The sequence below is a fragment of the Pseudomonas sp. CVAP#3 genome, assembly GCF_018986375.1.
Lineage (GTDB): Bacteria > Pseudomonadota > Gammaproteobacteria > Pseudomonadales > Pseudomonadaceae > Aquipseudomonas > Aquipseudomonas helvetica.
Genome location: NZ_JAHMSC010000004.1, coordinates 66,747 through 80,878, shown reverse-complemented (window position 1 = coordinate 80,878; position 14,132 = coordinate 66,747). Strand labels below are relative to the sequence as shown.

Sequence of the window (14,132 nt, the reverse complement as noted above, 5' to 3'; positions counted from 1 at the left end):
GGCGGTTCCTCTTTGAAAAACGACTGGATCTCAGGAAAGTGGTGGCCGGTCGGCTTGGGTGGCAGCAGTGGGAGTGGTGGGCTGTTCGAACACCTGCCAGCCCCCGCCCAGTGCTTTGTAGAGCTGCACGCTATCGAGCAGCAGGCGGGTGTTGCTGTCGTTGGCGTTCAGACGTGCCGCCAGCCGCGCCCGCTGCGAATCCAGCAGCGGCAACAGGTCGATCTGCCCGCGGTTATAGAGCGACTGGGCGCGGTTCTGCGCAGACTCCGCGGACGCGGCGGCCAATTGCAGCGATCCGGCGCGGCGGCGTTCCTGCGACAGCGTAACGAGGGCGTTCTCCACATCCTCGAGCGCCCGTACGATGCCGTCTTCGGCGCGCAGCAGCGCCTCGTGTTGAGCACTTTCGGCAGCCTCGTTGATCGCTTGTGTGCGCCCGGCGTTGAAGATCGGCATCGCCAGCAGGCCCGCCACATTGGTGAAGCGTGCAACGCCGAGATCGGCGCCGTTCACGTTCAGGCCCTGGCGACCGAAGGACGCGCCGAGAAAAAGTTGCGGGAACCACTCGGCTGCGGCCTGCTGGCGGCGCGCATTGGCGGCGTCGAGCTGTGCCATCAGCGCCAGCACGTCAGGTCGGCGTTGCAGCAGCGCGGCGGGCTGGCCCGGCTTGGCCTCGGGCACCGCCGCCACATCGCTACTCGATGACTGGATGTTCGCGGTATTGAAGGACTGATCGGCGACCAGCACCGCGATACGATGGCGTGACACCGCCGCCAGCGTTTCCAGTGGCGGAATCTGCGCCCGTGCCGACAAGGCATCGGTCTGCGCGCGCTCGACGTCGAAGGCGGATGCCAGTCCTGCCTGCTGGCGCGCGGTGACCAGACGCAGCGTCTCGTCCTGCATCGCCGAGATGGCGCGCAGGGTCGCGACCTGGCGCTGTGCGCCGACCAGTGAGAAGTAGTTGCTGACGACATCGCTCATCACCAGCAGCCGTACGCCGCGCATGCTGTCCTCTGCGGCCAGCGCATCGGCGTTGGCTGCCGCTGCGCCGGCGCGCAGGCGGCCGCTGAGGTCGAGCTCCCACGAGACGTCCAGGCCCACGCTGGTGGTCTTGGTATCCGGAACAGCCTGTTTCGTGGCCGAGTTGTAGCCGGTGCTGCTATCGCTGCCGGAGACGGATGCACCGACGCTCGGGAGCAGCCAGGAACGGCTGACCGTTTCGCCGGCACGCGCGGCGCGCAGACGCTCGGCGGCAATCTTGACGTCGCGGTTCTCGCGCGCTGCTCGGCGCACCAGATCCGTCAGCACCGGGTCGTGGTAGACCTCCCACCACGCCGCCTCGGGTTCCATCTCGGAGGCCGTGCTCGCAGCGAAGTTGCTCGGCAAGTCGACCGATGGCTTGACGACCGGCGTGGAACAACCGCCCAGGGCGAGGGCGAGCGAAGTGGCAAGGGTGGCTGCAACGGCGAGCCCGGCCCGTTGCAAGGTCGTCCGGCCGGTGTGGAGGGGCAGTGGAAAGGAAACTGGAAGTCGCGGCATCGCATTGGACTCGTGTGGATTCGAGAATGGCAACAGCGTAGGGCCCGGTATGCGCGAAGTCGTCAGCGAAGCGTCGCCGTTCGGTCGCCATATCGAGCGCTCATTGATGTTGCAGACGTCACTCGCCGTCGGCATCTGCCGTGTGCTCGCCGGCCGCCGCCGCGAGGTCCGAGGCAATCGACTCCAGCAGTTCTTCAGCGGACGAGAACTCGCGCTGACGCCCGGTGACGAGGTTTTCGAGGCGGCCGACGAGGGCCCCCGGCGCGGCATCGCCACGCAGCTTCACTACGTACGAGCGGCGGCTCGGGTACTTGGATTCAGGGTTCAGGATCATCGCAGACCAGGGGCTCGGGAAAGTTCGACGACAGCGTAGGCCGTCCCCTGAGTGGAGTCGTAAGCGAAAGGTCAGGATTGGGTCGGGACTGCGCCCGCCCTTGGCGCTTCAAGCCGACTTGGCAGCCTGAAGCAACGAGCGCGCATGTGTCACTAGCTCGGTTCCGTCGGTTTCGGGCGATTGGTCAATCAGCGTCGCCAATGCCCGGTGGTCCTCGGCCGTGGCGTCGTGGTGCTCGCACAGTTCGACCAGTGCGAGCAGTTCCAGCCACGGTGCTTCCTGGGCACGAGCCTCTTCAATCGCATGCCGAACCGCAGTGTTTCCGGCGTCGAACCGGCCCTGCATCCGCGCAATCGCTGCCTCCAGCAGCAACAGTTGCGGCAGGTATACGCGCTCGCCCAGTTCCTCCCCGACCCGTAGCGCTTGCTCCAGCTCGACGCGGGCAGCGTCGTAATCACCCGCCAGCAGCAACGCCTCGGCGGCGTAGCCGAGCACCTCGCTGGCGCCGGAGCGCATGCCGAGCCCGGTGTGTTCTTCGTAGGCCTGGCGGATGCGCTGGTAGCCGTCACGCGGCGCGCCGTTGCGAGCGTCGGCCCAGCCGCGCCACCAGCGGCAAGCCGTACGTCCCAGTGCGAGCGAGTACTCATCGACCAGCTTCTGCAGGTCGTCAGCCAGCGCCGCCACACGCTCAGGGTTGCCCATCCGCACCTCGATCAACACTTCCTGCCAGGTGGCGACCAGCCAGGTCATCGGTTGGCGAAGCATCTGCGCGCGGGTCCGCGCTCGCTGCATGTGGGCTCGGCCTTGCACAATCAGGCCAGAACGCACGAGCTCTATGGCCAGCATTCCGTGCAGCATGACTTGAGGATCGGCCGCAAAAATTTCATTCGCCCCGATGTCCAGCGGCTCGGCAATCGAGAGGGCGCGCTCTAGCCAGCTACGGGTCGTCTGTGTGCGACCCTGAAGGTGATGCACCTCGCCCTGCACGATGCACGCCGCCAGCATGAGCGCTGGATCGTTCGTCTCGGAGGAGAGGGTTTCGGCACGTTCCGCCACCTCCAGCGCCAGCGCATAGTCGCCGCGCAGACCCAGCAGATAGCCGAATCCGTGCAGCAGGCGACCGCGCATTGGATGCTTGGGTACGTCCGCTAGCAATGTGTACGCGCGTTCGAATGCGTTCCTGGCTTCGTTGCCGACACCGAACGTGTGAAAAGCCGACACGCCCTGCAGTGTGGCCAAGGTGATTTCGAGCGTATCGCGTTCGGTCCCTTCCGGTGCCTGCGTCAGCAGGACCAACGCGCGTTCAGTGAGGGCGATGCACAAGGCCGGGCTGAAGTGCAGCAGCGCGGCTTCTGCGGCCTCGGCGTAGTAGCGCAGCGCGATCATCGGCTGCCGGGCCCGGTCGAAGTGCATTGCCAGTTCCGAGGCAGCGACCGGCACGCCGGCCGTGCGCTCGCGTTCGAGAGCCGCGCCAACCTGGCGATGGAGGTGGGTGCGCAATGAGCGCGGCGTGCGGTCGTACAGCACTTGGCGGAAGAGGGCATGCCGGAACGAGTAGGGTGGCTCTACCGTCTCTTCGACATCGGTGGCACGCGACCGTATGAGCCATACCTGCTCGCGCACCAGTTCCTCGCAGGTGTCGGCCACAGCAGCGAGGTCGCGCTCGAGGGCCAGCGAAACCGTCTCGACCCGGAATTCGACGCCGCACACCGCTGCCGCCGAGAGCAGCGTACGCTGCTCCTGTCCGAGCTTGGTGATGTAGTGATCGATGATGGCCGCGAGGTTCTCGGGGACCGCCAATCCCGCAAGCCGGGCCTCGATGGTGGCATCGTCGTCTGTTGGGTCCATCACCTCACTGATGACTGACGATACGAACAACGGCACACCGTCGGTGCGCTCGTGCAGGGCCCGCACGAAAGATTCATCTCGCGCCAACGAGGCGGAATGCAGCGCAACATAGTCAGCGACCTCGGTTTCCGAGAACGGATCGAGCACCACTTCCTCGCACAAACGTTGCAGGCGCAGTTCGTGGCGCAACGAGCTGAGCGGATGATCGAGCGCTACCACCTCGGCGAGGCGAAAGCTCGACAGCCACATAAACCGCATGCGGCCACGTCGCCGCGCCAGATAGTCGATGAGCTGGACCGTCGCCCGATCGCTCCAGTGCAGGTCTTCTGTCACCAGTAACAGCGGGCTCTGCTCCGTGTAGCGGTCCAGCAGTTCGCCCATTTCCCGTAGCATGCGGTCCGGGCCGATGCCGGCAAGCTCGCGCCGCAATGCATCGCGCTCCTCTGTAGTGCTCAGCCACGGCAGTTGCAGCAGCCAGGTCGGCGCCACGGCGCACAACAGCGCCGGCAGGGTGGGGTCGCTGCGGCACAGATCGGCTAACGCCTCCAGCACCGGCAGGTAGGGCTCGCCGGTACCGTAGTGTTCCACGCAATGGCCGCGTGCGCAGGCGATGCCGCCGCCAAGGCTGGCGAGGAAATGTTCGATCAACGTGGTCTTGCCAATCCCCGGTTCTCCGGCGAGCCAGACCACTGCACGTTGGCCTCCGTCAGCTCGCTCCCACGCCCGTTGCAGCCTTGAAACCTCGTCGGTGCGCCCGATGAATGGCGGCGACGGATGCGCCCCCGCCGCGGGTAACGTCGTGGCTGCAGGCGGCATCGAAGGGGCAGGGGACGGTGCGGCGATGAAGCGATAGCCGCGCCGCGACACCGTCTCGATGAAGCGGGGCTGCCTGGGGTCGTCGCCCAGCACCTTGCGCAGATCGCTGATGGCCGTTTTCAGCACCGAATCGCTGACAAACCGATGCCCCCACACTGCATCAAGCAGGGCATCCTTGGTCACCAGCGATCCCGGCTGGCGTGCAAGTACACACAGCAGGGTGAAGGGCGTTGGCGCCAACGCGACGGCTTGTCCGTTACGTAACAAGCAGGCGTTGGCCTCGTCGAGCTCAAACTCTACGAAGCAAAGCTGGACCGGGTTCGGATGGGGCTGCGTACGCGCCACGTTTGATTCCTGAAGACTAAAACACAGTTGTGCGCTGTGAAGCATGGCTCCAATGACAACGCTGATCGGCTCAGAAGCCAAGGCTCACCGGTCGGAAATTGACATAGCGTGACTTCACTCCCCAGGCGTCCGGGATTCATCTCTTCGGACCGGGTTCGATTCGCAAGCCCCTGACACCTTCAGCGCAGCCCAAGTGGCCTCATTTGGGTGTGGTAATGATCTCAAAAAATAATGACAAAAACATCAATATTGAAATATGTCTCAATATTACATATCTTCACCTTGCCTGACGATGAGACCTGCGCGTCCCACGACTTCAATCACAACAAGGGCTCGATATGAACAACAACAAGAAAGTATCCGAACTGCCTCCGGCCGCCGTCGATGTGCTGGTCGTCGGTAACGGTCCGGTCGGCGCGACAATCGCGGCGCTGCTCGGCCGCTATGGGGTAAAGACGCTGGTGTTGGATAAGATCCATGAGATCGTTCTGATGCCCCGCGCCATTGCCCTGGACAACGAGGCGCTGCGTATCCTGCAACTCGCCGGATTGTCGGAGGAGGCTTTCGAGAAGATTGCTATCCCTGAAGTGAGGATGCATTCGCCGGTTCTCGGGCAATTCGGTCGCGCCAACACTGCGGGTTGTATCGACGGCCATCCCAAGCTTGTGACCTTCTATCAACCCGACCTCGAACGAGCGATGCGCAGCCAGGTTTCCCGGCTGAAGTCAGTGACCAGCCTGGGCGGCTTCGAACTCGAGAGCCTGGTCGAGGAGTCGGACGGCGTCGTCGCCTCCGTGCGGGATCAGGAGGGTCGTTCGCATTCCGTTCGCGCCCAGTACGTGGTCGGCGCGGATGGTGCAAGCTCCAGGGTCAGAACACTGATTGGCCAGGAGTTTGAAGGGCAGACCTATGCGGAGGATTGGCTGATTGTCGACGTGATGAACCGGCATAAGTCAGCCATTGATCATATTGAGTTTCTCTGCGATCCACGGCGCCCAACGCCGCACATGCCCGCACCCGGCGGCAGGGAGCGCTGGGAGTTCATGCTGCAACCCGGCGAATCGCGCGAAGAGCTGGAAAGCCCGGAAAGTATCGCCCGGCTGATAGCGCCATGGATCAAACCGCAGGAGCTGGAAATCGAACGCAAGGCGGTGTATCGATTCCATGCGCGCTGCTGCAACAGCTTCAGCAAGGGCCGCGTCTTCCTCGTCGGCGACGCCGCGCACATCACCCCGCCTTTTGTCGGGCAGGGGCTCGTAGCGGGACTTCGAGATGGCGCCAACCTGGCCTGGAAACTGGCCTGGGTCCTTCGCGGCTATGCCGCGCCGGCGGTGCTCGACACCTATGACGAAGAGCGCCGTCCTCATGCTCAGGCGATGATCAATCTGGCGAAACTCATGGGCCGCCTGGTGATGCCCAAGAACAAGCTCGCGGCTTTCTTCATCCACGGCCTGATGCGCATGCTGACGTTGACTCCCGCTACCCGGAGGTACTTCGAACAGTTGGATATCAAGCCGAAGAACATCTTCAAGCACGGGCTATTCGTGAAGCACCGTCGGGGCGACAAACTGGTACGAGGCAGCCTGTTTCCCCAGGCCTGGGTTCGCACTATGCAAAAGCAGATTCAACTGAGCGACGATGCGCTTGGGGACAACCTGACCCTGGTTGGATTCGGCGTAGACCCATTGTCGCTGCTGACCACTGCTCAAGTCGTTTCCTGGGAAAAAATGGGCGGGCACTTCCTGGAAATCAGGACGCGCGGCCAACGCTCCAGCGGCCGTTGCGACTTCATCGAAGACCTGAACCATGACATCCTGCCGCTGGCTGCCAAAGGCACGCTCGTCGCGATTCGCCCCGATCGCATCATCATGCACCATGCTCCAGGCGTAGAGGCTGGCAGTCTCGTTCGAGACTGCCAGGTCCTGATGGCGCACACCAATTCCACTGCCGATAGCGTTTCCATTACCATCAATGAACCCCCTCGATTAAGAGCCTGAAGATGCCGTCCCCCACTTGTCCTTCAGAAGCCACTGCGCAAGAGCCTCTCACCCGAGGCCACAAGAAGCGTGAACGCACCCGTCGCGGCCTGGTGGACGCGGCATTGCGTCTTGTCGCGCGCAAGGAGGTGGGGGAGATTGCACTGCTCGACGTCGCTGCGGAGGCCGAGGTATCCAACGGCACCATCTACAACTATTTTCGAACACGTGACGAAGTGCTCGAGGCGGTTGGCATCGCCATGGCGACCGAGTTCTCCGATGCCATTTCCGCCTTGAGTTCGGACGTGCACTGCGGCGCGCAGCGGCTTTCGATTGGTGTGCGGATGTTCGTATGCCGGGCCGCGTACGACCATCAATGGGCCAACGCGCTGCTGCGCATCATCCATTCCGATCAGACCATGCGCTCGCGCTTGGCTGCCCATGTGCTGGGCGACCTGCGTGATGGCCTGCGCGCGGGTACTTTGGCTTACGAGGACGAAGGGGTCGCCCTGGACATGGTCGTATCGTGCACAACCGGAGCCATGCGTTCGGTGGTCGAGGGGCGTGGGGTGCCGGAGCACGATCTGCGGGTCGCCGAGATGATTCTCAAGGCTCTGGGCGCAACACCTGCCAGAGCCAAGCGAATCGCCGGTAAGCCGCTCCCCTAAGTCCTTATGTCATCGCTGGCAAGGTTCTCCTTCCTTGGCAGCCTTGGCGATTCGGTTTGGAATCACGCGCTGTCAGGCGCTCGAGGAGCTTTTCCTTCAGTTTACGGATGTGAACACGTGTGTTCATTTCTGTTGGTGTGTATAAATCTAAAACTTCCTCCTTGGCCTTGCCATGTCACTCATTTCACCCAGATTTCTGAAGGCTATAACGTTTTTTATTGTGAAACACGTTCTTGATTCAAAAAACCTTGTTGACTGCAATTGAACACGAGTGTTCAATTGGCTCATCAAGTCATTCTGGAGAGAGAGCGTGGAATCCCTAAATCCGATACAGCGCCGCATTCACCGAGCCGCCTTTCGCCTGTTCGCAGAAAAAGGCACCTCCCAGGTGAACATCCTCGACCTTGCGCAAGAGGCCGGCGTGGCGCGCGGCACGATCTATAGCAATATCGGCAGCATGGGAAACCTGTTCGAGGAGGTCGCCGGCTATCTCGCGAGGGAGATGCATGAGCGCGTCAACAAGAGCTTCAATTCCCTCTCCGATCCGGCTCAGCGCCTTGCCAATGGCATTCGATTCTTCATTCGTCGGGCTCACGAGGACCCCCAGTGGGGGGCGTTCATACATAAATTCGCCATGAGCAACTCTTCGTTGCGCGAAATGTTCAGCAGCCAAGCGACTACGGATCTTCTGAGCGGACTTTCCAGTGGGCGGTACACGTTTGGGCAGGAGCAATTGCTCTCGGTACTGACGCTGATATCGAGCAGCGTCCTCGGCTCGATTTTTCTGGTGCTGGAAGGGCACAGAACGTGGCGCGAATCGGGCTCTGACACGGCCGAGCTGGTGCTACGGGCATTGGGCGTGCCTCACGAAGAGGCTAGAGCGCTGGCGACCACAGAGTTGCCGGCACTTCCCCCACTCGACTAAGCGCGGTAACCGACCCGACAAAAAACACCTCTGGCATTTTCAGAGGTGCGGGGATCGTTTTGGCCTGAAAAACCGGAAAACAAGAACAATGAACAACAAAAATGAAATGTGCCAGTTGGCGACACCACATCCGGCCCGGCATCCGCAGCCGACGGTGAAGGCCCAGGATCTGACTCACCTGATCTTTCAACGGCCGGACTTGAACGAGGCGGCGCGTTTCCTGACCGACTTCGGCTTGACCGTCAGTCATCAGAGCGCCGATACGCTTTATCTGCGCGCCACTGGACCGACTGCCTATTGTTACCGTGTCCATCGAGCGGAACATGCACGCTTTGTCGGATTCGGACTGGCCGTCCAGTCGCTCGAGGATCTGCAAAAGCTGGCTCGAATCCCGGGCGCGTCATCGGTCGAGAAATCGGCGCATCCTGGCGGCGGGCATTACGTCAGGCTGACCGATCCTTCCGGGTTCATTGTGGAAGCCATTTGCGACCAGGCTCCAGGTAAAACCCTGGTGCACAGAGCCCCACTTCCCTGGAATCTGACGCAAGAGCAGCCACGCATCAACGCCACGCAGCGCCCGCCGATTGCACCGCCTGAAATACTCAAACTGGGCCACATCGTGATTGAAGTGGCCGACTACCAGGCGACCTGTGCCTGGTATACGCAGCATTTCGGGTTTATTCCCAGCGATGTGCAGGTACTCCCCGACGGCACACCGATCGTCGCCTTCATGCGTCTTGACCTTGGTGATATTCCAACGGCTCACCACACGCTCGCGATAGCGCAAGGGTTCATGGCCACCTACAGCCATAGTGCCTACGAGGTCGTTGATGCAGACGCGGTGGGCATGGGGCAGCGCGTTCTGCGGGAGCGGGGGTGGGAGCACTCATGGGGAATTGGCCGGCACATTTTGGGCAGTCAGATATTCGACTACTGGCAAGACCCTTGGGGCGATAAGCACGAGCATTACTGCGACGGGGATATCTTCACGGATGCACAGCCTACGGGCATTCATCCCGTGAGCCCCGAGGCGATGGCGCAGTGGGGGCAGCGCATGCCCAAGAGTTTTACAAAGCCCAAGATGAGCTTGACCAATCTGCGCGCGCTGATCCGCAACCTGCGGCGCAGCCCGGACCTGAGCATTCGCAAGTTGATAACGCTGATGCGGATGTTCGGGTAGACCCGCCAGCCCTTCCTCAGAACAACACCACAGTTCTCGTGCTGCCGCGCGCGGGACAAACACGCTCCAGGAGTACCTTCAATGTCTGCTGTACATGTAGTCCGCTTTGAGTTTCAGAACGGTATCCACTGGGGCGTGCTACGCCAAGGCCGTATCACTGTTGTCCCCGGTGTTTTTGAAACCACCGGTGACTTCATTCGCCAGAACAGCATCGACGACCTCGCTCGAATGAACGGTACGGAGTTGGATGAAGGCGAAGTGAAACTGCTGTCGCCGGTGACTCGTAACCAGCAGTTCGTCTGCCAGGGCGCCAACTACCGTCAGCACATGATCGAGTCGGGCATGGACCCGGATGCGAAGAAATTCAACATGATCTTCACCAAGGCGACGAGTTGCCTGGTGGCGGCCGACAGCGACCTGATCAAGCCGCGCAGCGTGCGCTTCCTTGACTACGAGATCGAACTGGGGCTGGTGATGAAACGCGCGATCACCGGTGCCGTGACTGTCACCGACGCCAACCTGCATGAGTTCATCGCCGGCGTCGTCATCGTCAATGACTACTCGGCCCGTGACATTCAGATTCCCCAGATGCAGTTCTACAAGGGCAAGAGCTTCCGCACGTTTGGCCCGGTCGGTCCCTACCTCTGCCTTCTGGATGCCAAGGACATGCATTACCTCAAAGCACTGCAGCTGCGCCTGACGGTCAACGATCAGGTGCGACAGAACGACAGCACGGCGAACCTGGTTTACGGCCCCGCTGAAACCCTGACCGAGCTCTCATCAGTGCAAGATCTCGCCCCCGGAGACCTGATCGCCACCGGTACTCCTGCCGGCTGTGCGCTAACGGTACCTTCGCCTGCCAAACAGCGCATAGCGGCCCTGATGCCGGAAGCCACCAAGTGGAAGCTTTTCCTCAAGGCGCAGGAAGGCCGGACGCAGTATCTCCAGGCGGGTGATGTGGTCGAAGCGCGCATTCGCAGCGCCGATGGTGTGATTGACCTTGGCGTGCAACGCAACCGAGTTGTGGGAGAAGCCTGATGGCGGTGCAGACCCTGAGCGACATCGAAAATATCGAACGAGTCCCATTGTCGGAGCGTGGCCTGGCTTCCAGCACTTATGAAGCGCTGAGACGTGCGGCCGGGCGTACTCCCGACGCGCCCGCATTGAGTTTCTTCGCCGACGCCACTGACTTCAAAAACACCCACGACTGGAGCTATTCCGAGCTCTTCGCGGATATCACCCGCGCGGCGAATGCCTTCCATGACCTGGGCATAAAACCGGGCGAGGTGCTTGCCTTCATCCTGCCCAACCTGCCGGAAACCCATTTCACTATTTGGGGCGGGGAGGCGGCAGGTATCGTCATGGCAATCAATCCTCTGCTCGAAGCCAAGCAGATGGCCGGTTTGCTGAATGCCGCGAAGGCCTCCGTGGTGGTGACACTCGCACCGACTCCAGGTAGCGATCTGTGGCCCAAACTGGCTTCGCAGCTGGATCAGTTACCCGCGGTCAGGTCTGTCGTTTGGATCAGCATGGAACCCTATGTCGCCGAACCTGTGCGCGGAATCCTGAAAGCCGTGGCACTGAAGGAACGAGCCGTGCACAGCGCAATCGCGATCCATGATTGGCAATCGCTGATGAATACGCAGCCGCACACACACCTGAAAAGCGGTCGGCAAATTCGCCAGGATGAGTGCTCCTCCTACATCTGTACCGGCGGCACCACCGGGCTCCCGAAAATCGCCGCGCGAACCCATGGCTCGGAAGTCTTCAATGCATGGGCCATGGCCGCTCACATGCAGCCACGCAGCAGTGGCCAGGTCATCTTTTGTGGCCTGCCGCTGTTTCATGTCAATGGACAACTGGTGACTGGACTGATGCCTTGGACTCAAGGCGACCATGTGATCCTTGGGACGCCTCATGGGTATCGTGGCGAGGGGGTGATCCCACGATTCTGGGAGATGGTCGAGCACTTCGGCATAAACTTCTTTTCCGGTGTACCCACTGTCTATGCTGCACTTTTGCAAAATGAATGGCAGGGCCGCGACCTGTCCAGTCTTCGCTATGCAATGTGTGGCGCTGCCCCAATGCCGGCTGAGCTTTTCCGGGAGTTCGAGCGCCGGACCGGGGTAAAGATCCTTGAAGGTTACGGTCTGACCGAGGGCGCCTGCGTTTCCTCGATCAATCCGCCCCATGGCGAGCGTCATATCGGCTCCATCGGGATACGGATCGCCTACCAGAATATGCGCGCGGTCGTGCTCAATGATTCTGCAGAGTACCTGCGTGACGCCAATGTGGATGAGACCGGCCTCATCACGATCAGTGGGCCGAACCTCTTCGTTGGTTATCTGGAGGAGAGTCATAACCGCGGCCTCTGGATCGATATCGACGGTCAGCGCTGGCTGAATACCGGGGATTTGGGACGCCAGGATGCGCAGGGTTACTTCTGGCTGACCGGACGCAAGAAGGAGTTGATCATCCGCGGTGGCCACAACATCGATCCCAAGCAAATTGAAGAGGCTCTGCAAGCGCATCCCGCCGTCGCCCTGGCCGCCGCAATCGGCAGCCCCGACGTCTACTCGGGCGAGGTGCCGGTCGCCTACGTTCAACTGCGCCCCGGGCAAGCCTGCAACGCCGAAGAACTTGAGGCGTTCGCTCATCTCAACATCAGCGAGCGGGCGGCAGTTCCCAAGCGCATTGAAATCCTCGAAGCGCTGCCACTGACGGCCGTGGGCAAGATATTCAAGCCTGCCTTGCAGCAGCGCGAGATTGCCAGGGTGGTCCATCAGGCAGTGGAACGCCTGGGGCTTTCGGACATTGCAGTGGAGGTCGTGCAGGATAATCGCCGTGGGCCTGTCGCCCGCATCAGGGCCGGAGCTGACCAGGAAGTCCTGGCTCCTCTCCTCGGACACTACAGCTTTCAAGTCGAGTGGCTTGAATGAGCCCGAATTCGCTTCCGTAAGTCCAGCAAACAGGTCCTGGCACTCATCAGTCAGGGCCTTTTACACAACGTCGATCCACTCCAACTGGCACTGACAAGTGCACAGGAAGGCGAAGCCTTGCCTGCGTGAAATCAACAAAAACAATAAACAAGAGGTGGAATATGAAACTGAATGGCCGTGCGGTCCTGTGTCTCTCAGCTCAGCGAAAGTGTGCTGCGTGGATCAAGTTCACCAGCGCCATGGCACTGCTCAGCGCCTCTACACTGGCAGGCGCCAATGGCATTGCCCTTAACGAACAAAGTGCCAGCAGTGCGGGAACGGCTTATGCGGGAAGGTCGTCCTCCGCGCTGGATGCCAGCACTATCTTTGGAAATCCGGCAGGCTTGACCAAGTTGCAGCGCAGTGAAATTTCCGGCGGGGCCGGGATCATCTCGGGGAGCGACGAAATTAGTGATGCGCGGAGCAGTGTCGCAGGAACGAATAAGGGGGACTCGGTACCTTTGGCGGTCGTGCCTTTCGCCTATATGTCGACACCGCTTGATGATCGTCTTTCGATTGGTCTGGGCCTCTATGCTCCGAGTGGTCTGATCAATGACTACGAGAGCAGTTTTCAGGGCCGCTACCATGGTTCCTATAGCTCGACCAAGGAGGTAACCCTGCAGCCCACCATTGCCTATCGGATCAATGATTACGTGTCCATTGGTGGCGGACCGACCATAAACCGTTTCGATGCAAACCTTCAGAATTACTTGGCCACCGGTGCCCTGAACAACGGCCAGGACACACGGGTCACCATCAAAGGCGATGACACGGCAATTGGCTACAACGTCGGCCTCTTGTTTGACTTGAGTGAGGCAACGAGTTGGGGGATTAACTATCACTCGAAGGTGAACTATCACCTCAAAGGGCATACTGAGGTTTCCGGCTCCCCGAGCGTTATCCCGCTGGACGGAAAATATCCCGCCAAGATAGATCTTACTATGCCCGAATCGGTGGATACGTCCATCACCCATCATTTCAATAGTCGCTGGACGGGATACCTGGGGACCACCTGGAAACGTTGGAGCCGGCTCGAAAAGTTCGAGGCAATCAACAGCGATGTTTCCGCCCTTGGCCAGAGTGCGGGTCTGGAGCGTGTGGGCGAACCATTGAACTGGCACGACACGTGGTCCACCGCAGTTGGCGCATCCTATCAATTGACCCCGCAATGGTTGATGCGCGCAGGTTACGCCTATGATCCGTCGCCAATTGGAAATGCCGATCGCAGCGTGCGCGTTCCGGTTGGTAACCGCCAAGTCGTGACCTTGGGTGGCGCTTATCTGCCGACTCCCGATCTGACCATAGACTTTGCTTATGGTTATCTCTGGGATTCCAAAGCTTCGGTAAAGCAGTCGAACAGCTCCGGCCTTCAACCTGAATACAGTGCCAATTACGAAAACAGTGCGAATGGCGTTTCAGTGCAGGCAACCTATCGGTACTGATCGACACGACAGCCCTTTTTAAGGGCGCCCATTTTCGCCAGCCAATCAGCACCCACTGCCACGGACACGTTTGCGGCAGTAGGT

General features: G+C 60.8%; 10 protein-coding genes. 7 read left to right on the top strand and 3 right to left on the bottom strand.

Features of this window, described 5'->3' with window-relative positions; translation table 11 throughout:
- Positions 1-30: 30 nt before the first annotated feature.
- The 3 genes from KRR23_RS08820 to KRR23_RS08810 all read right to left on the bottom strand — a co-directional run bounded on the left by KRR23_RS08820 (position 31) and on the right by KRR23_RS08810 (position 4,879).
- Entirely contained in the window at positions 31-1,536 is a 1,506-nt protein-coding gene (locus KRR23_RS08820) for an efflux transporter outer membrane subunit (RefSeq protein ID WP_216742192.1), read from the bottom strand.
- A gap of 118 nt (positions 1,537-1,654) precedes the next feature.
- Complete coding sequence (locus KRR23_RS08815) at positions 1,655-1,870, bottom strand: hypothetical protein (RefSeq protein ID WP_216742191.1); 216 nt, start codon at positions 1,868-1,870, stop codon at positions 1,655-1,657.
- A 108-nt stretch (positions 1,871-1,978) separates the two neighbouring features.
- Positions 1,979-4,879 carry an AAA family ATPase gene (locus tag KRR23_RS08810; RefSeq protein ID WP_216742190.1) on the bottom strand — a complete coding sequence of 967 codons (2,901 nt, stop codon included), beginning with the start codon at positions 4,877-4,879 and terminating at the stop codon, positions 1,979-1,981.
- 338 nt (positions 4,880-5,217) lie between these two features.
- Between KRR23_RS08810 and KRR23_RS08805 the strand changes: the two genes are divergently transcribed.
- The 7 genes from KRR23_RS08805 to KRR23_RS08775 all read left to right on the top strand — a co-directional run bounded on the left by KRR23_RS08805 (position 5,218) and on the right by KRR23_RS08775 (position 14,048).
- Entirely contained in the window at positions 5,218-6,876 is a 1,659-nt protein-coding gene (locus KRR23_RS08805; RefSeq protein WP_216742189.1) for a bifunctional 3-(3-hydroxy-phenyl)propionate/3-hydroxycinnamic acid hydroxylase, read from the top strand.
- A gap of 2 nt (positions 6,877-6,878) precedes the next feature.
- Positions 6,879-7,523, top strand: coding sequence for a TetR/AcrR family transcriptional regulator (locus tag KRR23_RS08800; RefSeq protein WP_216742188.1), 645 nt, complete (start codon positions 6,879-6,881; stop codon positions 7,521-7,523).
- Positions 7,524-7,833: 310 nt separating this feature from the next.
- Positions 7,834-8,448, top strand: coding sequence for a TetR/AcrR family transcriptional regulator (locus KRR23_RS08795; RefSeq protein WP_216742187.1), 615 nt, complete (start codon positions 7,834-7,836; stop codon positions 8,446-8,448).
- Between the two features lie 88 nt (positions 8,449-8,536).
- Positions 8,537-9,628 carry a VOC family protein gene (locus KRR23_RS08790; protein WP_216742186.1) on the top strand — a complete coding sequence of 364 codons (1,092 nt, stop codon included), beginning with the start codon at positions 8,537-8,539 and terminating at the stop codon, positions 9,626-9,628.
- A gap of 81 nt (positions 9,629-9,709) precedes the next feature.
- Positions 9,710-10,666, top strand: coding sequence for a fumarylacetoacetate hydrolase family protein (locus tag KRR23_RS08785; protein WP_216742185.1), 957 nt, complete (start codon positions 9,710-9,712; stop codon positions 10,664-10,666).
- Positions 10,666-12,567 (top strand): acyl-CoA synthetase, encoded by a 1,902-nt coding sequence (locus KRR23_RS08780; protein WP_216742184.1) that lies wholly within the window; start codon positions 10,666-10,668, stop codon positions 12,565-12,567. Before KRR23_RS08785 ends, KRR23_RS08780 begins: the two co-directional genes overlap by 1 nt.
- Positions 12,568-12,728: 161 nt before the next feature.
- Entirely contained in the window at positions 12,729-14,048 is a 1,320-nt protein-coding gene (locus tag KRR23_RS08775; protein WP_216742183.1) for an outer membrane protein transport protein, read from the top strand.
- Positions 14,049-14,132 lie beyond the last annotated feature (84 nt).